Here is a 24,249-nt window from a genome sequence, read left to right on the forward strand (position 1 = left end):
ATTAAACTGTTTTCCCAAAACAAAACTTCTGTGGGACAAAGCTTTGTTTTTGGTTATCCAATCCTGCGCGGTATTTTAAAGGAGTACGATAAACTTCTTTAAAGGTGTTTAGATCTGTTAATTGGTATATTTCCCCTACACCGATCATCCTCCAAAATAGAAACAATCGGAATGAAATCACCTTCAATTTTATCAATTTCTAAGAAAGGTATAACAGACAGAAATAAGTTTCTCAAAAAATATAAGACAAAATATAGTCCATTAAATGGATATCCTTTTTAAAATATATTTTACATCAAATTTTAAATGTTGATATAATTGTATTACTTTTTTAAAAAAGGATATTTTGAGGTGAACGATGATGAATATTACACTATCTAGAAAAATGGCAGCCTTTCAAACTTCGATTTTTAATGAACTTGGAGCTTATAAAAAGCAAAAAATAAAAGAGGGGATGGAAGTAATCGACTTAAGTGTGGGAAGTCCAGATCTTCCACCTCCTGATTATGTCATGGAGGAATTAACGAAACAAGCTTCCAATCCGTTAGAATACGGTTATGCTATGACAGGGTCGGAGGAACTCCATGAAGCAATAAGTTATTATTACAAACGACAATATCAAGTAGATATTCAATCTGAAAAGGAAGTTTTAATACTTAAGGGATCACAAGATGGGTTAGTGCATTTGCCAATGATTTTAACGAATCCGGGAGATATAGTGCTTGTACCAAATCCGGGATATACTGCTTATGAAGTCGGAATTTCGATGGCAGATGCCACTCCTTATCCGATGCCTTTAAAGGCTGAAAATCAATTTTTACCTGATTTGGAGCAGATTCCTGAAGATATTTGCAGGCAAGCAAAAATGATGATACTAAATTTTCCTGGTAATCCTGTGCCTGCTCTTGCAACGAGAGAATTTTATCAAAAAGTTGTAGCATTTGCGAAGAAATATAATATAGTTGTTATGCATGATTTTGCTTATTCTGAACTTTATTATGAGGAAAAACCGATTAGTTTTCTTTCTGTAGAAGGAGCAAAGGATGTTGGTGTTGAATTCAATTCTTTTTCCAAAAGCTTTAATATGGCAGGTTGTAGAATAGCCTACGTTATGGGTAACTCCATCATTATTAATGCCTTGAAGCAATTTCAATCGAATGTTGATTTTGGTGTGTTTACTCCTATTCAGAAAGCGGCTATTTCCGCCTTGCGAGGTACCTCTGAATTCAGTGAGCATTTAAGAGCAGTATATAAAAAGCGCAGAGATATATTAATTAATGGTTTAGGAGAATTAGGCTGGAAGATTGATGTCCCTAAGGCTTCCATGTTTATATGGGCAAAGATACCTGCCTCCTATACGTCAAAAGAGTTTACATACAAATTAATTGATGAAGCAGGGATTGTTGTAATTCCTGGAAATGCATTTGGCAGTGAAGGGGAAGGGTACGTAAGAATTGGTCTGGTCCAAAAAGAGGATGTGTTAGTAAAAGCTGTTTCAAAGCTGAAAGAAAGTAATTTATTTTCATCTATTTCTACGATTTAATCCGTTTCAGATTGAAGGGAGATTATTCCATCATTTCGGTCGCCAATCTCTCTTTGAATAAGTGCTCTTTTATAAAGGTGTTTGTGAAATGACTTGATAAATTGATAGTGTAAGCTAAAAATCTTTGTAGATTCGTAGGGACTTCTTTATTAAATATTATGCATAATCCTCATGTGGGCATGAATAACAGGAACATAGAAAAGCTGGTCATTTTTGACAGTAAAATAATCATAAATTTGAAAAACGTTTTTCATTATAATATCAATTGCCAAATAGTGAATGGAGAACTGTGGTAACAAAGGGTCATTTTGTAGAATTCGTGCGACTTTTGATAGATTTTCATATTTTACATCGAAAAAATTCTATTTCACGTGTATAATAAGAAATTGGTACGATCTATTCAAAAGAAGGAGGACATTTTTGATGGAATGGACTTTAGCCATTTTGTTTATAGTGTCAGCTTTGCTACTCATCATCTCCATTATAATGACTCGTCGAGCTTCAAAAGCAGAGCAAAAAGGAATTGATATGGTTCATTTATCCGTGATGGACGATATCAACAATATGCAGGATGCTATTAGGAATCTTGAGTTCGATATAGAAATTATAATGAAGGAAGCGGGAATTCCACTTTCTTCGGAGAATAGAGCATTTATGCGTGAAGTACTAGACTTACATAAACGTAAATATTCTATTGAAAGTATTGCAGCACAAAAACAAGTGTCAGAAAATGAAATTAGACAAATACTTGCTTCTTACCTTGAATTAAAGGATGAAGGAGGTAAGGTTGCAAATGAAATTTAATTTATTGGGCAGCTTTGCGGCAGGTTTATTTATAGCTACAAGTATAAGCGGAGCAGTTTACTTTTCTGGTAAAAGTGAAGCGGCACCAGCAAAAAAGGAAGCGGTGCAAACAAAAGCTACTAACCAACCGACGGAAGAGGAAATGAAAAGTAAACTTGCATCTGCTGGTTATGTTGTTCAAACAAAAGCAGAGTATGATAAAAATATGGCAGATGCTAAATCTAAATCAAAGCAAAATACTTCCGCTGATGATTCGCAACCCAAAGTGGTATATCGATCAGTTGTTACTGTAACAAAAGGGATGACTAGTATTGATGTTGGGAAACAACTTGTAAAAGCGAAATTAATTAAAGATGCCTTCAAATTCTCCAAAATTGTAGAGAAAAAAGGTGTTGAAAATCATTTGCGTCCTGGATCATATTCAGTGGATAGCAACATGTCAAACGATGAACTCATCGCCGCAATATTTAAATAAGTTAAGACAAAAAAACACTTTCTCTTTGTTGAAAGTGTTTTTTTGTCTTAATCTACTATTTTATCAATAAATCTGATAATCTAATGAAATGAACGAATACTTTTGATTGAGAACATGTTTTTGCATTTTGGCTACTTTTTCAACGAGAGACAATTAGGAGGTATGGACAAATCCTTAAAGGAAAATTTTAGTTCATACGGATGCTTCTACATGACCAAACTGAAATTTTATTCTATTTAGAGCAACAGTGGAAGAATGAGCCAATTACTCTTCGTTTCATTATATTGAGCCCTAGCGTTTTTTCTTCTTGCTATTATCCTTCGCAATTGGTTGGCTTTTAAGGACTTGATCAAATAAAACTTGAACATGGATTTCTTTATCATCCACTTCTTTTACATTTAACACTTTTCCTTTTCGTCCTTTAATTTTAATATTTTCATCAATGACAGGTATATTTTCTCGAAGCTGACTTAAAACAACCGTTTTGTGATCAAAGAAATGAACTACCACCATCTTTTTGTTCGCTCCTTTATGATTATAGATGAATAAATTTACTACATATTTTTAAAATATTGTATGCAAACAACATTTAGACCGGGATTATGGAGGGCTCCATAAATTTCATCGTTGAACAAAAAATGTTAGTATACTAATATAGAAAAAATAACAGGAATAGGATGATAAAGATGATTCGTAAAGGGCAAATAGAAGATATTCCTGCCATTATGAAGATGGTGCAGGATACAGTTGAAATTATGAAGGAAGAGAATAATGATCAATGGAGTGATGTATATCCTACAGCCTCTAATTTTGAAATGGACGTTGAAAATGGTTCGTTATATGTTCTGGAGGAAGCTGGTGAAGTGATTGGATCGATCACAGTTGATCAAAATCAGCCTTCTGAATATGAACCAATACCCTGGCGTAAAGCTGACAACGCTTTTGTATTTCATCGCCTCGTTGTAAGCCCGCGTTCACGAGGAAAAGGGGAGGCTACGAAACTAATTAAATATGCTGAACAATACGCTATTGATAATGAAGTTCCCTATATGAGGATTGATACATATTCCTTAAATAAAAAGGCACAAAAATTGTTTGAAAAGAATGGATATAAAAAAGTCGGGGAAATGCCTTATCATGGAAAGACCCATCCGTTTTTTTGCTATGATAAGCTACTTTGATATTATGAGATAAATGTTGTTTTTTCTTTAGTTGGCGCATTTAAAATGGAAATGCGCCTTCAGTCATTTATTTAAGTTGCTATTTGTTTTTTATTATTGTTATTTACAAGCTACTATTTTTCACCTAAACACTGGCACATGCATGATTGATATGCACGGTAGGTTTCATCACCTTTAATTCTGCTGTATAATGCTTTAATCTGAAGATGATGCAGTAAATTTTTTCAAAAAAACAACCCCCTGTATATTTAGGGGGTTACCAACATGCCTATTCGTTATTCTGGGTTCTTGTAAGCAAAGCTACACATTCTACATGCACTGTATGAGGAAATAAGTCAACAGGTTGTACCGCTTCAAGCTTATAACCAAATGGTTCTAATTCCTTAATATCCGTTGCAAATGTATCTGGATTACAAGATACATATACAATTCGTTCTGGTTTAGAACGACCGATTTTTCGCATTACTTTACCGCCAGCGCCGGAACGAGGTGGGTCAAGCATTAAAAGTTCAGGATGACCAAAGCTTTCAAGAACTTGATCAATTCCTTTTCTTGCATCTTTTGCTAAAAAGTAAGTGTTTGTGATTCCATTATCTTGAGCATTTCGCTTCGCAGATTCGATCGAAGTTTCCACAATTTCGATCCCTGCAAGTGCAGATACTCGACTAGCGAATGGCAGAGAAAACGTACCAACTCCGCAGAATAAATCAATCATTTTTTCTGTATTTTTCGGTTGCCCCATTTCTAGGGCAATTTCTACTAATTTTTGCGCTTGCGTAGGATTGGTTTGGAAGAATGTATCGAACCAAAGTCGATAGCGGTATCCAGCCATTTCATCATAGATAAAATCTCTGCCAGCTAACACATGACTTTTTTCTGATTGTGTACGATCCGCCCAATCCGTGTTTTCTAGCCATAATAAGCTTTTCACTTGAGGGAACTTTTGCTCGATTCTTGCCTTCAAATCTTGAACCGCTTCTTCCAGAAGTCCTGCTGGTGCTTCTGTAGAGAAGAGGGCAAGCATCATTTCACCAGTAGCAAAAGACTGACGTACCATTAAATGGCGGAGTAACCCTTCATGAGCGTCTTTATCGTAGCCTCTTAATTGATGGACATTTACCCAGTCTGCTATTTCCATCGCAGCTTCGACCATTTCTTTTCCTGCAATCAGACATGTTTCAAGGGAGATAATCTTTCTGAAATTACCTTGTTCATGCAAGCCTAAGGAACCGTCTGGCGCAAAGGTGAATTCCATTTTATTGCGGTATCTCCATGGTTCGTCCATCCCTATCGTATCTCGAACGAATTCAGGATCAAATCCTTGTGCTTCAATTGCATGCTTAACATGATTGGTTTTTTGCTTTAGCTGGCCTTCGTATTGCCAGTGCTGCCATACACAGCCTCCGCAAAGGTCAAAATGAGGACAAGCTGGTTCTAATCGTTCAGGATGAGCTTCCAAGATTTCATCCGGCATTGCCTTTCTTCTTTTTCTTTCCGGCTGGTCGACGGTTACTCGAACTTTTTCACCAGGCAGTGTTTGCGGGATAGTAAGCTTTAGTTTCTTAGGATTTCCGAGCTCATTTTCCCGCCATACCACTGCTTGTCCTGAACCTTTTTCATCTAAATTACTTATATCCGCAACGAATGTTTTTTCATTAGTAATAGTCAATAATCGTTCCTCCTCTAATTTACTATCTATATCTGTAAAAGCCTTACGTTCAACTCCAAATGTTCACTATTCTAGATACATACTTACTTATTATAACGAATCCAAAACTATTTGGAAATAATTCATTCATAGTAGTTTTTACAAAATAAAATATTGAAAGTGTGAATCTATCATGCTATGATAAAGTACAAATATATTTCCTTTAATCTGGTCCAGAGAGGCCAAAAAGGGTGGCAACTGAATTTTTTGTATAAGTATGTTATGCCCTTTTGTCCTCATGGATAGAAGGGCATTTATTTTTATATCAAATAGACTCTTTTAAAGAAAGTCCAGTGAGGCTTGAAAGGAGAACCGAAAAATGAATTATCGCAATAAAACAGTAGTAGCATCAGTTGCAGGATTAACTTTAGAGGGCATGGATATTATGTTCATCTCTTTTGCTATGTCTTTAATCGTCGCTAATTTTCACATCAGTTTAGCAACAGGTGGACTTATTTCTTCTATTACCAATATTGGTATGTTAGTAGGCGGAACAATATTTGGTATTCTCGCGGATAAGTTTGGCAGGGTTAAGGTTTTCACCTATACAATCTTTTTGTTCGCCATAGGTACAGCTTTAACCGGAGTAGCTACAAATATTGAGCTAGTGTATGTGTTTCGATTTATTGCAGGTTTAGGTGCAGGTGGAGAATATGGAATTGGGATGGCTCTAGTTGCAGAAGCGTGGCCTAAGAGCAAACAGGGAAGAGCTTCTTCCTATGTTAGTATCGGTGCTCAGTTTGGTGTTATTCTTGCTGCACTTATAAGCGCTATGATCCTTCCAATGTTTGGATGGAGAGCGTTGTTCTTTGTCGGAATCATTCCTGTTATATTTGCCTTCATCGTAAGAAAGAATTTACAAGAATCACCTGAATGGGTAGCATCTCAAAAACAAAAGAAAGCGACTGAAAAACAAGGGAAATTGATTCAATTATTTCATTCCCCTCGCACAGCTTTTACAACCATAGCTTTAGCCATTATGGCTACGGTGCAAATTGCAGGTTATAACGGTCTAATGATTTGGCTTCCTTCCATGCTGCAAAAATCCCAAGGACTATCAATTTCTAGCTCCGCACTTTGGACGATTAGTACAGCAGTTGGAATGATCGCAGGAATGCTCACTTTCGGACAGATTATAGATCGAATCGGATTAAAGCTATCTTACGGAATCTTTCTACTAGCTTCCGCAGCTGCCGTTTTCTTGTATTCTTTCGCAACAGGCAGTGCGGGTATCTTAATTGGCGGAGCGATTGTTGGTTTCTTTTCCAATGGAATGTTTGCAGGATATGGAGCGCTTATAAGCAAATATTACGATGTTGATATTCGCAGTACAGCTACAAACACTATTTTCAACTTTGGAAGGGCATTAGGCGGATTCTCTCCCATTTTAGTAGGATATATTTTACAACATGCAAGTATGTCTGTAGCAATGAGCTATCTTGCCGCACTTTATTGCTTATCTTTCATCGTAATGCTCAGTCTTAACAAAGGCAAATCGAATCAAAATGAAAAGTTAAGTAGTATTGTTTCTGAAGCCGTTTAATTTTCTGCTAGCCTCCCTTTGCATGCAAAGGGGGGTTATATTTTTTTATTGATTAGTATAATGGAAATATCAATTGTAGTTTAAGGGGTGTCCCAAAATGAACAAAGATATCCTTAAAGAGATAGAAACATGCCCGTTATGTGGTAACAGCAATCAATGCTACAATTCAAGAAACTCAACCTCCAAAGAATGCTGGTGTACCGCAGAAGTCTTCCCCAATGAAATATTCGATCTTGTTCCTCAAGAAAAATGGAGGAAAACTTGTATTTGTAAAAATTGTTTGGAGAAGTTTAAGATGATGGGGGAAAACAAGTCCTGAGCTACATTGCAGTTTGTTAAAAGGCATGAACGTGTATATCAGGAAAGATATTTGATCTTTATAAACTTTCAAAAGGACAATCCATCTTAAAAAGTGAAAGGTTATTGCCCTTTACAAGGTTCCAAAATGACAGTACCGCTAAAAAAGAAAAGCAACTGTCCTTTAAAAGGTATCAAAAGGACAATTCAACTAAAAAAGGAAGGCAATTGTCCTTTACAAAGCTTCAAAAGGACAGTTGAGCTAAAAAAAGAAAGGTAACTGTCCTTTAAAAGGTTCCAAAAGGACAATACAACTAAAAAAAGGAAGGCAATTGTCCTTTAAAAGGTATCAAAAGGACAATTTAACTAAAAAAAGAAAAGCAGCTGTCCTTTAAAAGGTATCAAAAGGACAATACAGCTAAAAAAGGGAAGACAATTGTCCTTTAAAAGGTTCCAAAAAGACAATACAGCTAAAAAAGGAAGGCAATTTCCTTTACAAAGCTTCAAAAAGACAATACAGCTACAAAAGGAAAGGCAATTGTCCTTTACAAAGCTTTAAAAGGACAATTCAGCTAAAAAAAGAAAGGCAATTGTCCTTAAAAAGGCCTCAAAAGGACAATACAGTTACAAAAGGAAAGGCAATTGTCCTTTACAAAGCTTCAAAAGGACAGTTGAGCTAAAAAAAGAAAGGTAACTGTCCTTTAAAAGGTTCCAAAAGGACAATTCAACTAAAAAAAGGAAGGCAATTGTCCTTTAAAAGGTATCAAAAGGACATTACAGCTACAAAAGGAAAGGCAATTGTCCTTTACAAAGCTTCAAAAGGACAGTTGAGCTAAAAAAAGAAAGGCACCTGTCCTTTAAAAGGCCCCAAAAGGACAATTCAACTAAAAAAAGAAAGGCAATTGTCTTTTAAAAGTTTCCAATTGGCCACTAAGACAAACTTAAAAGTAAAGCGCATCTTACTAAAGAATCGCAAAAAAATGAACCCCCTTCAAATAGCAAGTTTTATGGATATTATTAAACGAATTTAATAAGCCCTTGACCAAAATCAAGGGACTTTACAAAAAAATTCAATAACAATAACTTATAAGGCAATTCATTTGGAAACACCTACTAATTTTTCTGAGATTTCAATTTTGCTCCATCTCAACAACCATGTGATAAGCGCCAATAAAATCAACCCTGCGCAAAGGAATATTACTTTCGCATCGACTGCATCGAATAAGGCACCAAAAATAAGGGACCCAATTGGACCCATTCCTACAGAAAGTGTCTCGATAATACCAAATACTCGTCCGCGGTATTCATCCTCGATGGAACGTTGAATAACAACTCCCATTGGTGTAATTGTACCAACACTCAGTGCGGAAAATAAAAACATGATTGCCATATAAAAAATAAAGGTGTGGTTACCGTTGAATCCTAAAAATAATGGTACAGTGATGCAGGCTACTATTCCGCTCATGCTGAATGCGGAGCGCTTCACAAAGGCTAACGGATTTTTCAATTCATTGTGAACAGATAAGTAAATTGAAGCCAACAACATTCCAATTGCGCCTGCTCCTTCAATAAAACCGACTTGTGAAGATGGAATGGAGAGCTTTTGAACCAGCACAAATACAAGTCCTACGCTAACGGCCGCGGAGAAGAAGTTAATCCAAAGCGTTGTCATTAATAAAGTTTGGACAAGCGGCTTTGTGCGCAAATATTGCAATCCTTCTTTCATACTTTGGGAAACCGACTCTTTTTTCTTTTTCACTGTCACTTCAAATAAGCTGAAATCCATGGTCGCTTCTAAACAAAGGGAAATAAAATAAGCGATCATCATCGAGAATAAGAAAACCTTTATCGAAACAAAACCGAACATCATTCCGCCAATTGCAGGCCCGCCTATTCCACCTATAGAGTAGGATACTTGATTATAGGATAATGCCTTCTGCAATCGTTCTTTTCCAACTAAATTCGGAATGGAACTGGAAAACGCAACACCATTAAATGCGCCTATAATCGAAAAAATCGCGGTGATCGTGTAAACAGCAGGGACGGACATACCAAAAACAATCGTATAAACAATTAAAGCAGCTACTGATAATGTTATTCCCGTCATACTCAAAACAACGATTCGTTTTTTGGGAAATCGATCTGCAACATAACCGGCAAGCGGTGCTGCCAATGCACGCGGCAATACATTAAACATAATATTAGTCGCAAAGCTTAATGCAGATCCAGTCGCAGATAAAATATACAGGCTGATACCAAAGTTAAAAACACCAAACCCAAGTGATGTCAACATTTTGCTAACAAGAAAGGTATATAGATTTCGCTGTGCCTTCCTTAATCTCTGTCCTTCCAAAACTTTTACCTTCTAACTCTATTATTTTCATCTCATAAGTATATATAATAAGATGTCCATGTAGAGTTGTCAAAGTAATCTAAGTATTTTTTGGATAAACTAATAGGGAAAGGGAGGACTATATATGTTTGATCCTACTGCTTACGAAAATATGAAGGTAGTTATAGAAGGAAGCGCCTATGATTTAGATTTAGAAGGACAAATCAGAGTGGTTGACAGAAAAGACATCGTCGATTTAGCTACTCTTTCTAGACAATACGAACTAACTTTTTGTTTAAAACATTCTTCCACTATTATGGCAAAATTAACATTAGAAGCAAATTTAAACCAATTGGCTGCAGAACTTTTACAAAATGGGGATCAAAAGCAAGTAGGTGCATTTGTACATATTTCATTTACATGGGATGGAAGCAGCAAAACGTATATGAATAAGATTAAAGAACACTGGGGTCCAGAACATATTTATGAAGAAAGAAAAATGCACTCTTCCATAAACGGTGTAAAGGAAGAAATCATTATAAGTTTTTCAAGGCTCATTACAGAGGATATGATGGACGATTTAGTGGAAATGATTCATTTTACTGTACAAACTCTTCAAACATTATAGTAATGTGGACAATTTTTCAATTTCCTAACTTCTGCATGAATGAAAATATTAAACACATACTTTCATTAGAAGGATTCTAAAAGGTAAGGAGTTATGATAATGCATTGGTATGAGAAGCTGAATCAATACTTTCCTATTGAAGAAATGAAATCCAGAGAACATATGGAAACACTTTTGGAAGAACGTTCAGACATTTATCATAAAGACGAAGGCCTCAATCATGTTTTAATGTATGCAGAACTTGAAAATTTTCTCTTTATTGATTATCTGTTTGTTTCCAACGATGCACGTGGCCAAGGATTAGGTCATAAGTTAATCGAAAAAATGAAACAAAAAGGCAAGCCCATCATTTTAGAAGTAGAGCCAATTAATTATGAAGACAGCGACACGGCAAAGAGACTGAGATTTTATAAACGAGAAGGTTTCGAGCATGCACAGTCTATTGGATATAAAAGAAGATCACTTGCGACGAATGAAATTAATGAAATGGAAATTCTTTATTGGTCCCCAAATGGTGAATCAGAAAAAGATATTTTTGACGCCATGAAAAAAACATATGATTTGATTCATACTTATAAAGATAAACAGTTTTACGGGGAATCCTATGATCCCGCAAAAGAGGTTTTGACATTTGATGATGCAGCAGACAATAAAAATATACTAGATAATCTATGACAGAATGACACCCTGATGAAGGGTGTATTTTTTTTAAAATGAAACGTTCAAATTTAAGTTTTTAACCTGCATTATTTAATATAAAATGGAGAATAGAATGATTTGATGAACAAAAGGGGAGAAGCACATGCGAATTCATTACATACAAAATGATTCTGCAGTAACCTTAGGCTATATAAAAGAATGGATAGAGGATAGAAATTATCCGTTAGCATGTACCAAAATGTATGAGTACGGGGAACTTCCTCCATTGGATAGCTTTGATTTATTGATTATACTTGGTGGAAAAATGGGGTCGTATGATGAAGAGGAGTTTTCATGGTTAAAGACGGAGAAAAACTTTATTCGCGAGTGTATCGATGCGAATAAATGGGTTTTCGGCATATGCTTAGGGGTGCAATTGCTGGCCAATGTACTTGGCGCAAAGGTCTATCCTCATTCACATCAAGAAATCGGTTGGTGGCCGCTCACATTAACGGACGAGGCATTATCTTCGCCATTATTAACAGGGGTTCCGAATGAATTTGTTGTGTTTGAGCATCATGGCGATACTTTCGATCTTCCCGAAGGGGCAGTACGACTTGCTACTAGTAGCGGTTGCATGAACCAGGCATTCTCTTATGGAGACAGAGTAATTGGGATACAATTTCATCCGGAATTTACAAACGACATGATCCATGAATATAAAGAAGTTGCAGACAGTCAAATGCTCGAAGGTGCATACTGCCAAAGCCCAAGTGACTGGGTAAATAAGCCATCTTATTTAGATAAAGCTAAAACATTGTTATTTACCATTCTACAAAATATAGAAACTGCGATTCTGAGATGCTAAATCGCAACAGTGTGAATTCCTCCAAGAATTCACACTGTTTCTTTTGATTAATTGTCCCAGTGTATGGATGGTTCTTTCATTAGTTGTGGCTTCAATCCAAGTTCTTTGGATGCGGCTATGATAAATTCTTTTCGGAAAAAGTAACTTCTGTGATATACAATTTTATTATTTTCTATTTCTTGGTACTGAATATCGTGAACAACTTCTCCTTCATTGGAATCTGCAAACACCACAATAACCGGTTTACCCCATAACATGAATTGTTTAGCTTTATAGCCAGGTAAACCATGCAGCATAGACCCATTCCTAATTTCATCCTTTGAAACTTCGATAAAGCCAAGAGAAGCTTCGTAATGTGCTTGATCGCTTATCAAAGCAAGCACATCTTCTACATCTCCATCAGAAAGTGCTTGTAAATATGCCTGAATTATTTCATGATGCTCTGTATCTTGATTCTTAATGTCAGTAGGAATGTTTTCAATTGGCTGATTTCTTAATTTGATTTTCATTCTCCTAATGGTTGCATATACCGCACCAGGAGTCGTTTTTACCATGCTTGCAATTTCATGTGCTTGAAACCGAAAAACTTCCATTAACAAAAAAACGGCTGTTTGTCTTGGTGAAAAGAGCTGAAAAAGAACTTTTAAGGCTTCTTCCAGATCAAGACTGTCTGCGAATTCCTCAGATGGTATGTTTTCCTCTAATAATTCTCCGACATTTCGTTTCTCTCGCCGACAGTGATCCATCCAAGTGTTTGTAGCAATACGGTATAAATAGGATTTTAGATTTGTAGGATGCCACCGTTGAAATAATCCACCTAGTACTTTAAGCATTGTTTCTTGGTAAAGATCCTCTCCGTCCCAAGGAGAACCAGTAAGATAACGGCAATAGTTCCATAAACCCGCACCGAACTCAGCAATCACACTATCCAATTGTTGTCGCAATTCACGCGAAGTTTCATTCCATTTGTTTATAGTATCATCTGTCAAAAAAGAACAACCTCCTTATAAATAATTTCCTATGTATAACGAATGAAAGTACTATCATTATACTTTGAATAACTGGATATTTTAAAAAAAATTATAAAAATGCATTTATTAGTACATTTTAAAGTATTTACTTTTTTATAAAGAATTAATAACGTGGAAATATTTCGAAAGGTGCTTTCGCATGGGAACTTGTACAATCACTCACCGTCACTTCAGAATGTAATAAGAAAAAACATAGTGTGAGATGATGAAAATGAAAGCAGAAAGAATCATTAATACAGGATATAAGTTTATCGGAGTTCCGTATATATTTAATGCCCCCCCTTTTCGTACAGATATGTTTGATTGCAGTTCCTTTATCCAATATATTTTTATGGTTCACGGGATTATCCTCCCAAGAAACTCTCGCCAACAATCTATGGCTGGCAGACGAGTTTCACTCAAACAAATAAGAAAAGGGGACTTGCTTTTTTTTACGACCAAGGACCGCAAGCATAAAAATGGTATTTCAAAAATCGGACATGTTGCTCTATATATTGGAAAAGGGAGAATGCTGCATACGTACCGTCCGGAAAATAGAGTCACAATAACAGAAATCGATAAGAAATGGATCTCAAAATTTGTAATGGCAAGGCGTATTCTTTAAATAAATTTAGACATATTAATCTTTTTAAGAAGGGATAGAAGCTAAATGAATATGATTTACCGGAAGGATTAACTGTTAGATTAGCAACCGATACAGATTCGTATCAAATTATTACTTTACTAAAAGAAAATAGCTTAATGGATGAAAGACAATGATATTGATCAATGGCAGTACCTATTAGAAGGTGCGATGATGAAGAAATAAAACAAGCTATTTCTAATCAATTTACTTATATGATATTAGAAGGTGATCATCTTATAGGTGCGTTTACGCTGTCTCCAATACAAAGTGAATGGGATATTCATATCTTTGGAGTTGAAGATGTCGCAGATTCATTATACTTACATAGATTGGCTATTACTCCGCGATACATAGGAAGAGGTATCGGAAAGAACATGTTTCAATGGATACATGAAAATATTCAAACGGACAAAATATACTTAAAATTAGACTATATGGCACATAACACAAAACTAAACCAATTTTATCAAAATACTCGATTTGATAAAATTGGAGAAACGGATAGTCATAGCAAATATCTAAAAAGGATTAGGGGATAGTTTCTTTGAATTAAACCTTCCGTATGATTCGTACTGGCGATTGCGGTTGAAACAATTTATCTTTGAATAAAATGTATAATAACAGCAAAATGAACAATAAGCCGACCATCATTAATATTTCTTTTAAATGTCTTTTCGTTTGCTTATTCTGAAACTGATCTTTATATTTCATTTGGATTTTTTTCTTTTTATAATCTAATTTCATATTTTCCCTCCTAACGTAAGAATAAGATTAAATATTTTTCTCTTTATGTCTTAAATTCTTTTACATATATGAATATTTTTCCTCTTTTTAGTTCAGTATTAATTTTGAATACAGTAGAGGAAAGATGATGTGAAAGAATTTATGGTAAATTCGGAATACTCGATTAATTTTAAAAGGGGATTATGGAAAAAGAACCATGATGAATATCATATTGTAGAAAATAAACAAAAGAATCAACTCACGCAACCTAAAGTAACGGTTATCACCCCTGTTTATAATGCGGAAAAGTTCTTGAGAAAAACAATAGAATCCGTTATTTCGCAGACAATGGGAATGGAAAATATTGAATATATTTTAATTGATGATGGATCTAAGGATGCTTCTAGAAAAATACTTCTAGATTATTCTAACAAGTATCCAACCATTAAGATTGTCTTATTAAAGTACAATACTGGTACACCAGGGCACCCAAGAAACATTGGGATTCAATTAGCCATTTCAAAATATATTTGCTTTTTAGATGCGGATGATTGGTTAGAGCCCCATGGACTAGAAACACTTGTAAAGATTTTAGAAGAAACAGGGGACGATTATGTCGTTGGGAAAACCATTGAGATACAGTCAAATGGGAGCAAGATTGTTGGAGAGCATGAATCATATAAGGAAAGACGAAGTGTATCACCCTATTCAATCCCTAACATTTTTCAACATCTAGGTCCTAGGGCTAGAATGTGCAGAACAGATTTATTAAAAAAATATCAGATATCTTTTCCGAAAATGAAATTTGCAGAAGATAAGCAGTTTTTTATTGATGTATTGACATTTTGTAAAACTATCTCCACTACAACGGCAACCATCTATTATTTGAATCGTAAAGACGATAATAGTTTACGGTTAACGAATCAAACGAATATTATTCAAAAAACCAGGTGTAATTTAAAAGTAATTCGGCATGTGAAAAGTAAAAAGTTAGATGTAGCTCATGAAAAAGTAATATTAAACCGGTTGTATGAATTTGATTCGATTTCAAGATTTTTTAACACGCCGCATTTTCAAAGAACAAAGTTAAAATTTATTTATTATTATCTTTTTAAAATAGTATTAAAAACCACAAGTTCCCTTAACTATGAGTTCTCCGACAATTTCATAGAACCGATTAATGGCGTTTTATATGAATTATTCAAGAAAAAGAGGTATAAGGATTTTGTAAAGCTGCTTGAATGGAATAAAAGAGAAAAGGTAAAAGAAATTATTATCAAAAATGAACTTCCATATATGGTCGCTCCATTTCTTGACGAACCATTAAGATTTATCCCAACTTCATTGTACGCCGAACTAAAAGAAGAGTGTATTTTAGAGGATAAATATATCCTTCATTTTAAGGTATATGGCTCCTATGTTCATTCTATAAATGAAGTTATCATTAGAAACTCAAAGAATGCGCTTTTGGAGTATGTCCAACCTATCACAGTGGATAAGGAGGGGAATGGTAAATTTCGATTGGATTTGGAGTTATTAGAGCATTTTCCACCCTCAAATTACTCTATATTCTTACGTTTTAATGATTATAGAAAAGTGAATATTAGGAAATTAGATACCCGTACATATAAGGAGACCTTTCAAAATAGGGAATATATATTTTATCAAACGGTCTATTCCAATGTAGGGTTAAAAATAGTAAAGGAAACGAACTAAAATAAAAAAGGCACACAACTTTCTGTGTGCCTAATAAATTTAACTTGCCAATTGTGCTTCCTCTTGCTTCGATTCTTTCTTTTCTTGTACTTTCAATCCATTGAATAAAAGGTTTAATACAATCGCTACGATACTGCCGGAAACGATTCCGCTGCCTAGAATCATACGAATGGATTCAGGAAGCTTGGAAATCACGTCTGGTGCAATGGATACACCTACACCAATTGAAATCGAGGACGCGATAATGAACATGTTTTCAATTCGGTTAAAATCTACTTGTGCTAATTGACGTACACCAGAAGCGACGACCATACCAAACATTGGAATCATTGCGCCGCCCAATACCGGATTCGGTATAATGGTCGTAAGTGCTGCTACTTTAGGTAAAAGTCCAAGGGCCATAATGATCACACATGCTGAAAATACAACTTTACGAGATTTTACTCCCGTTAAAGCGACTAAACCAACATTTTGGGAATAGGTTGTATACGGGAATGCTTGAAAAATACCACCGATTACTTGTGCAAGACCTTCTGAACGAAGTCCAAGTTTGATTTCTTTCCCTTCAATTTTCTTCCCTACAATATCACCAAGTGCGAAAAACACACCAGTTGATTCTATCATACTAACAATTCCTACTAAGACCATACTTAAGATGGCAGAAAGGTGGAATGTTGGTGCACCGAAACGGAAAGGGTGTACCATATGGAACCATGATGCTTTCCCAACAACAGAATAATCAACAAGACCCATAAAGGATGCAACCACTGTACCAAGGATTAAAGAAAGCAGAACAGCAATCATTTTTAAATAGCCTTTGAAAAATCTATTCATAATAACGATTGATACAAATGTAATAGTTGCTAATAAAAGATTTGTTCCGCTTGCATATCCCGGAGTACCAGCTGTTCCTGTAATATCACCAAAAGCGGCACTTATCAAAGAAGCACCTATTATAGTAACGACAGACCCTGTGACAACAGGAGGGAAGAACTTAACAATTTTATCCATGAATTGCGCTAATATAAACACGACAATACCAGAAACGATAATGGCTCCATAGATAGCAGGAATACCAGAAGTTTTTCCAATGGCAATCATCGGACCAACTGCTTGAAAGGCACATCCTAATAATATCGGCAGTTTAATGCCGAAATATTTTCCACCAACAACTTGAAGGAGAGACGCAATACCACAACAGAACAAGTCAATGGAAATTAAATATGTTAATTGTTCTGCTGTCATTCCAATTGCTGGACCAACTAATAATGGGACTACTACAGCACCGGCATACATTGCAAGTACATGCTGAAAGCCCAGAGCTCCATATTTCCAAAAACCCAATTTCTTCTTCACGTGAATCTCTCCTTTATTCTTCTATGAATTCAACCGTATGATTGGTAAGGCTTTTGATTCTTGCCAGTGATAGAACATCGAAGCCAGCATCTCGAAGCTTCCCTCCGCCTTCTTGAAAGGCTTTTTCAATCACAATCCCAATCCCCACAACAACAGCACCTGCCTGTTTGACAATTGAAGCTAGACCAAGAGCAGCCTCACCATGCGCTAAAAAATCATCAATGATTAACACTCTATCATTAGGTGAAAGAAAAGATTTACCAATATGAATCTCATTTTCTATTTGTTTGGTAAAAGAATAGACTCTTTCTACCCAAACATCACCTTTCATGGTCATAGGCTTTTGTTTTTTTGCAAACACCATTGGAACCTTTAATTCCATCGCAGTAGTTAGAGCGGGAGGAATGCCGGATGATTCCAGAGTCAACACTTTTGTCACATTCTTGTTTTTAAAATAAGAAGCAAACTCTTTTCCCATATCAAATGTCAAAGCTGGATCTATTTGATGATTAAGAAAAGAATCAACTTTCAATACTCCGTCTGATATGACACGACCTTCTGAAGTAATTTTGTCTTTTAGTCTTTGCATGCTGCACCTCCGATAAAATGAAAAGACCCCATAGAAACTTTTACAAGTGAAAAGCTTTCTACGGGGTCTGTACCACGTCAAATAAACTTTCACTCGTAGTCAACCCATTTACGGTGAGTTGGTAGAAACTTGCAGACCATATCTCTGCTATTATACGAGATGAATTATTCGTGTTTTTTGATTAGTATAAGATAAATTCCTCATTTTGAAAAGAGTTTTTTTGAGGAAAACGAATTTTCTATAAAAATCTGACATTAATATTAGGAAATTCAGAATAAATGTAAACGCTATATGATTGATTTTAGTCAATGTTATGATAATACTTATAATAAGGGATAAAGGCAGATTTCGAGGAGGATATCTAATATGGCGCGAATAAGATATACGAATCCAAACGGGGAAAGAAATGTTAATTCCTTTAAAAAATTGATGCAATGGCAAAGGGAACGTCGAAGGAAAGTAAAGGATCTATCTTTTATCGTACCGCAAGAATCAGCGAAAAAAATTGATTATCTGCAAAAGAACAGGAAAGATGTTACTATCACATGGATTGGACACTCATCCTTTCTTATACAAATGAATGGTTTAAATATCGTTACCGATATTGTGTGGGCAAAGAGAATGGGGTTGGAAGTAAGATTATCTGAGCCAGGTTTAACTCCCAATCAAATGCCTGAAATAGATATTGTGCTTATTTCTCATAGTCACTATGATCACTTGGATATACCTTCCTTAAGGAAACTAAAAGGAAGCCCAGTATTTTTGGCTCCTATTGGACTTGGGAGATTATTAGAAAGAAAAAAATTTAAGCATGTCAAAGAATTTAACTGGTGGGATTCCATCTCCATAAAAAATGTTTCCATAACATTTGTACCTTCTAGGCATTGGACAAAGAGAACGCTAACGGATACAAATACTTCCCATTGGGGTGGCTGGGTATTGGAAATAGACGGTAAGACCATTTATTTCGCTGGAGATAGCGGCTATTTTGACGGGTTTAAAGAAATTGGCGAAAGATTCACTATTGATTACGCATTAATTCCAATTGGAGCATATGAACCAGAATGGTTTATGTCCTCTCAGCATATAAATCCAGAACAAGCAGTTCAGGTATTTCTAGATGTGCGTGCGAAGAGGTTTATACCAATGCATTACGGAGCTTTCCGATTGGCAGACGATACTCCGAAAGAGGCAATAGATCGTTTAACGGAAGCATGGGAAAAGCAGAAAATAGAAAAGTCTTCTTTAGTTATTTTAAAGCTAGGGGAAACGGTGTTTGTTTAAGCTCTGAGATTGTTTTTAATTTCAAGGAGGAATACGGGGAATCGAATCGGTTACGCTCAAGTACCGCTGATTCCCTTTGAAATATTTTTCTTCTTTAGGGATTGTCATAGCGAAGGGACTGTGCTATTCTAGTTATGTAATCGGTTACATATAAGAGGTGATGGAAACTGACGACAATACGTGACGTAGCAAAAGCAGCTGGAGTATCCGTGGCGACGGTTTCACGGGTGTTGAATGAAACCGGTTACGTACATGAAGATACGAAAAAATCAGTAACTGCTGCAATAGAAAAACTAAACTATAGCCCGAATGAAGTGGCACGATCCCTATACAAAAGAAAGTCAAAATTAATTGGACTTTTGCTTCCTGATATAACGAACCCATTTTTCCCTTTGTTAGCAAGGGGAGTCGAGGATGAATTGCGATTGCATGATTTCCGCTTGATTTTTGGAAATACCGATGAAAATCCTGAAAAAGAGAAGGATTATATTCAAACCTTTCAGCAAAATAATGTAATCGGAATGATATCCATGACCAATCAATTAAGTAAAACAACCTATCAGGATTTGTCAATCCCAGTTGTTTTTCTTGATCGGACTTCCTCAAGTCTTCCTTCTGTTTACGCGGATGGAAAAGAAGGCGGTCGAATAGCTGCCATGGAAATGATCCAAAGAGGAAGCAAACGAATTACTTTAATAAAAGGACCATCTCATATCCAAACAGCACAGGACAGATTCCAAGGTTCTCTTGAAGTATTAAGTGCTTCAGAGGTTGATTTCTATGTGATGTCGACATCTTCGTTTTCTTTTGAAGAAGCAGAAAAATGGGCAAAAGAGCTATTTAAAAAATATGGCGATACTGACGGGGTTATTGCAAGCAACGATATTGTTGCAACAGCTGTTTTGCATGAAGCATTGCGATTGGAAAAATCCATTCCTCATGACTTACAAATTATCGGATTTGATGATATTCCGCATAGCAGTTTGTTATTTCCACCATTATCAACCATACGGCAGCCTGCTTATGAAATGGGCACTGAAGCGGCAAAATTATTAATGAAGTTAATGAAAAATAACCAAATGAAGGAAAAAAGCGTGCAATTGCCTGTTATGTTTATAGAAAGAAGTACGACTAGAAAGGGTGAGGGGCATGTCTAAGATAGTTGTGATTGGAAGTTCATCCATTGATTTGGTCGTTTCCGCGTCGAAACGGCCAAATGCAGGGGAAACCATTATCGGTGATTCATTTAAAACAGTGCCGGGAGGAAAAGGAGCTAATCAAGCGGTTGCTGCCGCAAGATTAGGTGCAGAAGTTTATATGATTGGTTGTGTTGGAAAAGACAATTACGGGAATACAATACTAGATAATTTCAGGAACAATAATGTATGTATCGATTTTGTGGAACCGGTTACACATTCAGAAACCGGGACAGCCCATATCGTTCTTGCGGAAGGCGACAATAGTATTATCGTTGTAAAAGGGGCAAATGATTATATAACGCCTGACTTTATTAATAAAGCAAAAAGCGTCATACAAACCGCCGATATCGTCTTAATTCAACAGGAGATACCAGAAGAAACCGTTGAACATGTCGCGGAATTATGTGATTTTTTCCAAGTTCCTTTAATATTAAATCCTGCACCTGCTAGGGTAATTAGTGAAAATGTCATAGAAAAAGCTGCTTATCTAACTCCGAATGAACACGAAACGAGTATTTTATTTGAAGATATGACAAAGGAAGAGGCACTTAGAAAATATCCGAACAAGCTTTTGATTACAGAAGGAAGAAATGGTGTTCGCTATTTCAACGGGGAAGTAGAAGTATTGGTACCTTCCTATAATGTAGAAGCGGTGGATACCACGGGTGCTGGAGATACTTTTAATGCAGCATTTGCTGTCGCATTATCTGAAGGAAAGAGTATAGAGAATAGTCTTCAGTTTGCTAATCGAGCAGCATCCCTTTCCGTGATGAAGTTTGGCGCACAGGGCGGGATGCCGACTAGAAGCGAAGTAGAAAGGAACTTATAAGTATGAAACGACATGGAATATTAAATAGCCATATTTCAAAAATATTATCTGATCTTGGGCATACCGATCAAATTGTTATTGCAGACGCAGGATTACCTATTCCGGATGGTGTGCTTAGAATTGATTTATCTTTAAAGCTAGGGACACCTAGTTTTAAAGAGGTTGTATCTGCCATCGCGGAAGATATGGTAATAGAAAAGATGGTGATTGCGGATGAAATGGAAACAAATAATCTAGCAATCTATCAATTTATTAATAATACATTTCCAGATGTTTTAATGGAGAGGGTATCCCACGAAACATTGAAAGAGTTAACGAAAAAGGCTAAGGCTGTCATTCGTACTGGTGAAGCGACACCATATGCTAACTGCATTTTACAAGCAGGCGTCATTTTTTAAAAAGGAGTGAGTACGGTGGAGATCTCCATGAGAAATATCCATAAAGCTTTTGGTGCCAATCAAGTGCTATCGGGTGTGAACTTTGAGCTTCATAATGGTGAAGTACATGCGTTGATGGGAGAAAATGGTGCTGGGAAATCAACGCTAATGAATATTCTAACAGGCTTACACAAAATGGATCAGGGGAGTATTGTCATTGATGGAAAGGAAACCAACTTCAGTAATCCAAAAGAGGCTGAAACATTTGGAATAACCTTCATCCATCAAGAATTGAACGTTTGGCCAGATATGACGGTATTGGAAAATTTATTTATCGGTAAAGAACGGAAAAACTCCTTTGGTTTTTTAAAAACGCAAGAAATGAAAACATTAGCAAAGGAGCAGTTTAATAAATTATCTGTAACGATACCTTTGGATGCAGAAGCAGGTCATTGTTCCGTTGGTCAACAGCAAATCATTGAAATTGCTAAAGCATTACTGACGGATTCCAAAGTAATTATCATGGACGAACCAACAGCAGCACTTACGGAAAGAGAAATTCAAAAATTATTTAAAGTGATTGCTGCATTGAAAAAAGAAGGCGTTTCAATTGTATATATTTCCCACCGAATGGAGGAGATTTTTACCATTTGCGACCGCATTACGGTTATGAGGGATGGAAAAACAGTGGATACCAATAAGATTCCAGAAACTAATTTTGATGAAGTAGTGCGGAAAATGGTCGGCAGGGAACTGACGGAACGATACCCTGAGCGTACTCCTAATCTAGGACAAACCATTTTGGAAGTGAAAGATTTGTCAAGAAACGATGTCTTTGAAAATGTCAGCTTTTCGGTGAAATCTGGTGAAATTATTGGTTTCTCAGGGCTAATGGGTTCCGGTAGAACTGAGATTATGAGAGCTATTTTCGGATTAGATCCTCTGGATTCAGGGGAGGTTTGGATAGACGGAAAGAAAGTATCTATTAAAAAACCGCATCAGGCTATTAATCTCGGAATTGGATTTATTACAGAGGACAGAAAAGATGAAGGTCTCATTTTAGATTTTTCCATCACAGAAAACATGGTATTGCCTAGCTTAAAAAGCTTTGCGCCAAAGGGATTTATGCAAGAAAAAAGTGAACGTGATTTTGTGAATATGCTTATTAGGCGATTAACGGTAAAAACAGAGTCTGCATCCACGAATGTCGGGAGCCTTTCCGGTGGAAATCAGCAAAAGGTCGTAATAGCAAAATGGGTTGGAATTGGTCCAAAGGTATTAATCATGGATGAACCGACAAGAGGTGTGGATGTTGGTGCCAAAAGAGAAATATATGAATTAATGAATGAATTAACGCAAAGAGGAGTCGCCATTATTATGGTTTCTTCGGAACTTCCAGAAATACTTGGGATGAGTGACCGAATTTACGTTGTTCATGAAGGCAAAATCAGCGGAGAATTAACGAAAAAAGAAGCAACACAAGAGAGAATTATGACATTAGCAACGGGAGGTCAGTAAGATGAAAGCAGTAAGCGAGGGGAAATCAGAAATACGAGTTAACCATGTAAGTAATGTCATGCAAAAACTGGGTCCACTCCTAGGATTTATCATCATCGTAGTTATTGTTTCAATCTTAAATCCAAGTTTTCTGCAACCTTTAAATATTTTAAATCTATTAAGACAAATTGCCATCAATGCTTTAATCGCATTTGGAATGACCTTTGTTATTTTAACCGGAGGAATTGATTTGTCAGTCGGATCCATATTAGCTTTATCAAGTGCGCTGATGGCTGGCATGATGGTATCCGGATTAGATCCTATTTTAGCCATTATTATTGGATCGCTTTTAGGCGGAGTAATGGGAATGATTAATGGTTTGTTAATAACAAAAGGAAAAATGGCCCCATTTATTGCAACATTAGCTACTATGACCGTTTTTCGCGGACTTACACTCGTATATACAGACGGAAATCCAATTACCGGATTAAGCAACAGTCATTTATTTCAATTATTTGGACGCGGTTACCAATTTGGCATTCCAGTTCCAGCTGTTACGATGATTATTACATTTGTAATCTTATACCTTATTCTTCATAAGACCTCTTTTGGTCGTAAAACATACGCAATCGGGGGAAATGAAAAGGCTGCGCTGATTTCCGGTATAAAAGTAACGAAAGTGAAAGTAATGATTTATTCATTAGCCGGGCTCCTTTCTGCATTAGCCGGAGCCATTTTAACATCACGTCTTGACTCTGCACAGCCAACAGCAGGAACCTCCTATGAATTAGATGCAATTGCAGCAGTTGTTTTAGGTGGGACAAGCTTATCAGGCGGCCGCGGGAAAATATTTGGTACACTCATTGGTGCATTAATTATCGGTACTTTAAATAACGGATTAAACTTGCTCGGTGTATCATCCTTTTATCAAATGGTTGTAAAGGGAATCGTCATTTTAATTGCAGTCTTATTAGATCGCAAAAAAGCGGCAGCATAGGAGGGATA

Annotated in this window: 25 protein-coding genes and 1 riboswitch; of the genes, 18 read left to right on the top strand and 7 right to left on the bottom strand. The window is 36.1% G+C overall.

Translation table 11 applies throughout. The annotated features are described in order from the left end of the window. The first annotated feature begins 361 nt into the window (after positions 1 to 361). The 3 genes from CWO92_RS07305 to CWO92_RS07315 all read left to right on the top strand — a co-directional run bounded on the left by CWO92_RS07305 (position 362) and on the right by CWO92_RS07315 (position 2,822). Positions 362 to 1,543: an LL-diaminopimelate aminotransferase gene (locus tag CWO92_RS07305; RefSeq protein ID WP_101353563.1), complete on the top strand. Its 1,182-nt coding sequence runs from the start codon at positions 362 to 364 to the stop codon at positions 1,541 to 1,543. Positions 1,544 to 1,966: 423 nt separating this feature from the next. After that, positions 1,967 to 2,347, top strand: a complete 381-nt coding sequence (locus CWO92_RS07310) for a hypothetical protein (RefSeq protein ID WP_101353564.1) — start codon at positions 1,967 to 1,969, stop codon at positions 2,345 to 2,347. Continuing rightward, positions 2,337 to 2,822, top strand: coding sequence for an endolytic transglycosylase MltG (locus tag CWO92_RS07315; protein WP_101353565.1), 486 nt, complete (start codon positions 2,337 to 2,339; stop codon positions 2,820 to 2,822). Before CWO92_RS07310 ends, CWO92_RS07315 begins: the two co-directional genes overlap by 11 nt. 291 nt (positions 2,823 to 3,113) lie before the next feature. On the opposite strand, the gene CWO92_RS07320 is transcribed toward CWO92_RS07315, so the two are convergent. Next, entirely contained in the window at positions 3,114 to 3,335 is a 222-nt protein-coding gene (locus CWO92_RS07320; protein WP_101353566.1) for a hypothetical protein, read from the bottom strand. Between the two features lie 173 nt (positions 3,336 to 3,508). Between CWO92_RS07320 and CWO92_RS07325 the strand changes: the two genes are divergently transcribed. Further along, on the top strand, positions 3,509 to 4,003 hold the full coding sequence (locus tag CWO92_RS07325) for a GNAT family N-acetyltransferase (protein ID WP_233269803.1): 495 nt from the start codon (positions 3,509 to 3,511) through the stop codon (positions 4,001 to 4,003). Positions 4,004 to 4,271: 268 nt separating this feature from the next. Here the strand turns inward: CWO92_RS07325 and rlmD are convergent, their stop codons facing one another. Further along, positions 4,272 to 5,672 (bottom strand): 23S rRNA (uracil(1939)-C(5))-methyltransferase RlmD, encoded by a 1,401-nt coding sequence (rlmD, locus tag CWO92_RS07330; protein WP_101353568.1) that lies wholly within the window; start codon positions 5,670 to 5,672, stop codon positions 4,272 to 4,274. A 358-nt stretch (positions 5,673 to 6,030) separates the two neighbouring features. Between rlmD and CWO92_RS07335 the strand changes: the two genes are divergently transcribed. Both CWO92_RS07335 and CWO92_RS07340 read left to right on the top strand, forming a co-directional pair. Continuing rightward, positions 6,031 to 7,254 (top strand): MFS transporter, encoded by a 1,224-nt coding sequence (locus CWO92_RS07335; RefSeq protein WP_101353569.1) that lies wholly within the window; start codon positions 6,031 to 6,033, stop codon positions 7,252 to 7,254. Positions 7,255 to 7,351: 97 nt separating this feature from the next. Beyond that, the gene (locus tag CWO92_RS07340; protein WP_101353570.1) at positions 7,352 to 7,573 is read left to right on the top strand and encodes a cysteine-rich CWC family protein; all 222 of its coding nucleotides are present in this window, start codon (positions 7,352 to 7,354) and stop codon (positions 7,571 to 7,573) included. 1,074 nt (positions 7,574 to 8,647) lie between these two features. On the opposite strand, the gene CWO92_RS07345 is transcribed toward CWO92_RS07340, so the two are convergent. Continuing rightward, positions 8,648 to 9,904 carry an MFS transporter gene (locus CWO92_RS07345; protein ID WP_101353571.1) on the bottom strand — a complete coding sequence of 419 codons (1,257 nt, stop codon included), beginning with the start codon at positions 9,902 to 9,904 and terminating at the stop codon, positions 8,648 to 8,650. Positions 9,905 to 10,028: 124 nt separating this feature from the next. Here CWO92_RS07345 and CWO92_RS07350 point away from each other — a divergent pair, with 124 nt between their 5' ends. The 3 genes from CWO92_RS07350 to CWO92_RS07360 all read left to right on the top strand — a co-directional run bounded on the left by CWO92_RS07350 (position 10,029) and on the right by CWO92_RS07360 (position 12,018). Further along, positions 10,029 to 10,511, top strand: coding sequence for a hypothetical protein (locus CWO92_RS07350; RefSeq protein ID WP_101353572.1), 483 nt, complete (start codon positions 10,029 to 10,031; stop codon positions 10,509 to 10,511). A 99-nt stretch (positions 10,512 to 10,610) separates the two neighbouring features. Next, positions 10,611 to 11,186 carry a GNAT family N-acetyltransferase gene (locus CWO92_RS07355; protein WP_101353573.1) on the top strand — a complete coding sequence of 192 codons (576 nt, stop codon included), beginning with the start codon at positions 10,611 to 10,613 and terminating at the stop codon, positions 11,184 to 11,186. 127 nt (positions 11,187 to 11,313) lie between these two features. After that, positions 11,314 to 12,018: a type 1 glutamine amidotransferase gene (locus tag CWO92_RS07360; RefSeq protein WP_101353574.1), complete on the top strand. Its 705-nt coding sequence runs from the start codon at positions 11,314 to 11,316 to the stop codon at positions 12,016 to 12,018. A 47-nt stretch (positions 12,019 to 12,065) separates the two neighbouring features. Here CWO92_RS07360 and CWO92_RS07365 read toward each other — a convergent pair whose 3' ends face one another. Continuing rightward, positions 12,066 to 13,007 (bottom strand): RNA polymerase sigma factor, encoded by a 942-nt coding sequence (locus tag CWO92_RS07365; protein ID WP_101353575.1) that lies wholly within the window; start codon positions 13,005 to 13,007, stop codon positions 12,066 to 12,068. Between the two features lie 253 nt (positions 13,008 to 13,260). On the opposite strand from CWO92_RS07365, the gene CWO92_RS07370 reads away from it, so the two are divergent. Further along, positions 13,261 to 13,653 carry a C40 family peptidase gene (locus CWO92_RS07370; protein WP_165786629.1) on the top strand — a complete coding sequence of 131 codons (393 nt, stop codon included), beginning with the start codon at positions 13,261 to 13,263 and terminating at the stop codon, positions 13,651 to 13,653. Positions 13,654 to 13,817: 164 nt separating this feature from the next. Beyond that, positions 13,818 to 14,213, top strand: a complete 396-nt coding sequence (locus CWO92_RS07375) for a GNAT family N-acetyltransferase (protein WP_437177519.1) — start codon at positions 13,818 to 13,820, stop codon at positions 14,211 to 14,213. A 10-nt stretch (positions 14,214 to 14,223) separates the two neighbouring features. Here the strand turns inward: CWO92_RS07375 and CWO92_RS07380 are convergent, their stop codons facing one another. Then, on the bottom strand, positions 14,224 to 14,418 hold the full coding sequence (locus tag CWO92_RS07380) for a hypothetical protein (protein ID WP_101353577.1): 195 nt from the start codon (positions 14,416 to 14,418) through the stop codon (positions 14,224 to 14,226). A gap of 129 nt (positions 14,419 to 14,547) precedes the next feature. Here CWO92_RS07380 and CWO92_RS07385 point away from each other — a divergent pair, with 129 nt between their 5' ends. After that, positions 14,548 to 16,113, top strand: a complete 1,566-nt coding sequence (locus CWO92_RS07385; RefSeq protein ID WP_235851573.1) for a glycosyltransferase family 2 protein — start codon at positions 14,548 to 14,550, stop codon at positions 16,111 to 16,113. 39 nt (positions 16,114 to 16,152) lie between these two features. On the opposite strand, the gene CWO92_RS07390 is transcribed toward CWO92_RS07385, so the two are convergent. Continuing rightward, on the bottom strand, positions 16,153 to 17,469 hold the full coding sequence (locus tag CWO92_RS07390) for a nucleobase:cation symporter-2 family protein (RefSeq protein WP_101353578.1): 1,317 nt from the start codon (positions 17,467 to 17,469) through the stop codon (positions 16,153 to 16,155). A gap of 13 nt (positions 17,470 to 17,482) precedes the next feature. Further along, a complete protein-coding gene (locus tag CWO92_RS07395; protein WP_101353579.1) occupies positions 17,483 to 18,058 on the bottom strand; it encodes a xanthine phosphoribosyltransferase in 576 nt (191 codons plus the stop codon). 76 nt (positions 18,059 to 18,134) lie between these two features. Then, positions 18,135 to 18,236: riboswitch (purine riboswitch) on the bottom strand. Between the two features lie 188 nt (positions 18,237 to 18,424). On the opposite strand from CWO92_RS07395, the gene CWO92_RS07400 reads away from it, so the two are divergent. The 6 genes from CWO92_RS07400 to rbsC all read left to right on the top strand — a co-directional run bounded on the left by CWO92_RS07400 (position 18,425) and on the right by rbsC (position 24,241). Beyond that, on the top strand, positions 18,425 to 19,342 hold the full coding sequence (locus CWO92_RS07400) for an MBL fold metallo-hydrolase (RefSeq protein WP_101353580.1): 918 nt from the start codon (positions 18,425 to 18,427) through the stop codon (positions 19,340 to 19,342). Positions 19,343 to 19,509: 167 nt separating this feature from the next. Then, a complete protein-coding gene (locus CWO92_RS07405) occupies positions 19,510 to 20,499 on the top strand; it encodes a LacI family DNA-binding transcriptional regulator (protein WP_101353581.1) in 990 nt (329 codons plus the stop codon). Further along, positions 20,492 to 21,370, top strand: coding sequence for a ribokinase (gene rbsK, locus CWO92_RS07410; RefSeq protein WP_101353582.1), 879 nt, complete (start codon positions 20,492 to 20,494; stop codon positions 21,368 to 21,370). Before CWO92_RS07405 ends, rbsK begins: the two co-directional genes overlap by 8 nt. 2 nt (positions 21,371 to 21,372) lie before the next feature. Next, positions 21,373 to 21,768 carry a D-ribose pyranase gene (rbsD, locus tag CWO92_RS07415; RefSeq protein ID WP_101353583.1) on the top strand — a complete coding sequence of 132 codons (396 nt, stop codon included), beginning with the start codon at positions 21,373 to 21,375 and terminating at the stop codon, positions 21,766 to 21,768. Positions 21,769 to 21,795: 27 nt separating this feature from the next. Continuing rightward, positions 21,796 to 23,265 carry a sugar ABC transporter ATP-binding protein gene (locus CWO92_RS07420; protein ID WP_437177521.1) on the top strand — a complete coding sequence of 490 codons (1,470 nt, stop codon included), beginning with the start codon at positions 21,796 to 21,798 and terminating at the stop codon, positions 23,263 to 23,265. A gap of 1 nt (position 23,266) precedes the next feature. Next, entirely contained in the window at positions 23,267 to 24,241 is a 975-nt protein-coding gene (gene rbsC, locus CWO92_RS07425) for a ribose ABC transporter permease RbsC (RefSeq protein ID WP_101353585.1), read from the top strand. Positions 24,242 to 24,249: the final 8 nt, after the last annotated feature.

The sequence above is a fragment of the Heyndrickxia camelliae genome (assembly GCF_002844575.1).
Lineage (GTDB): Bacteria > Bacillota > Bacilli > Bacillales > Bacillaceae_C > Margalitia > Margalitia camelliae.

What these genes read in the sequence shown, in the direction of transcription:
- CWO92_RS07325 (WP_233269803.1), top strand. Translation starts at nt 3,509, where the DNA reads ATGATTCGTAAAGGGCAAATAGAAGATATTCCTGCCATTATGAAGATG.
- rbsC (WP_101353585.1), top strand. Translation starts at nt 23,267, where the DNA reads ATGAAAGCAGTAAGCGAGGGGAAATCAGAAATACGAGTTAACCATGTA.
- CWO92_RS07320 (WP_101353566.1), bottom strand. Translation starts at nt 3,335, where the DNA reads ATGGTGGTAGTTCATTTCTTTGATCACAAAACGGTTGTTTTAAGTCAG.
- CWO92_RS07315 (WP_101353565.1), top strand. Translation starts at nt 2,337, where the DNA reads ATGAAATTTAATTTATTGGGCAGCTTTGCGGCAGGTTTATTTATAGCT.
- CWO92_RS07355 (WP_101353573.1), top strand. Translation starts at nt 10,611, where the DNA reads ATGCATTGGTATGAGAAGCTGAATCAATACTTTCCTATTGAAGAAATG.
- CWO92_RS07305 (WP_101353563.1), top strand. Translation starts at nt 362, where the DNA reads ATGAATATTACACTATCTAGAAAAATGGCAGCCTTTCAAACTTCGATT.
- CWO92_RS07395 (WP_101353579.1), bottom strand. Translation starts at nt 18,058, where the DNA reads ATGCAAAGACTAAAAGACAAAATTACTTCAGAAGGTCGTGTCATATCA.
- CWO92_RS07340 (WP_101353570.1), top strand. Translation starts at nt 7,352, where the DNA reads ATGAACAAAGATATCCTTAAAGAGATAGAAACATGCCCGTTATGTGGT.
- CWO92_RS07400 (WP_101353580.1), top strand. Translation starts at nt 18,425, where the DNA reads ATGGCGCGAATAAGATATACGAATCCAAACGGGGAAAGAAATGTTAAT.
- CWO92_RS07380 (WP_101353577.1), bottom strand. Translation starts at nt 14,418, where the DNA reads ATGAAATTAGATTATAAAAAGAAAAAAATCCAAATGAAATATAAAGAT.
- rbsD (WP_101353583.1), top strand. Translation starts at nt 21,373, where the DNA reads ATGAAACGACATGGAATATTAAATAGCCATATTTCAAAAATATTATCT.
- CWO92_RS07375 (WP_437177519.1), top strand. Translation starts at nt 13,818, where the DNA reads ATGGCAGTACCTATTAGAAGGTGCGATGATGAAGAAATAAAACAAGCT.
- CWO92_RS07310 (WP_101353564.1), top strand. Translation starts at nt 1,967, where the DNA reads ATGGAATGGACTTTAGCCATTTTGTTTATAGTGTCAGCTTTGCTACTC.
- CWO92_RS07370 (WP_165786629.1), top strand. Translation starts at nt 13,261, where the DNA reads ATGAAAGCAGAAAGAATCATTAATACAGGATATAAGTTTATCGGAGTT.
- CWO92_RS07420 (WP_437177521.1), top strand. Translation starts at nt 21,796, where the DNA reads ATGAGAAATATCCATAAAGCTTTTGGTGCCAATCAAGTGCTATCGGGT.
- CWO92_RS07335 (WP_101353569.1), top strand. Translation starts at nt 6,031, where the DNA reads ATGAATTATCGCAATAAAACAGTAGTAGCATCAGTTGCAGGATTAACT.
- CWO92_RS07360 (WP_101353574.1), top strand. Translation starts at nt 11,314, where the DNA reads ATGCGAATTCATTACATACAAAATGATTCTGCAGTAACCTTAGGCTAT.
- CWO92_RS07350 (WP_101353572.1), top strand. Translation starts at nt 10,029, where the DNA reads ATGTTTGATCCTACTGCTTACGAAAATATGAAGGTAGTTATAGAAGGA.
- rbsK (WP_101353582.1), top strand. Translation starts at nt 20,492, where the DNA reads ATGTCTAAGATAGTTGTGATTGGAAGTTCATCCATTGATTTGGTCGTT.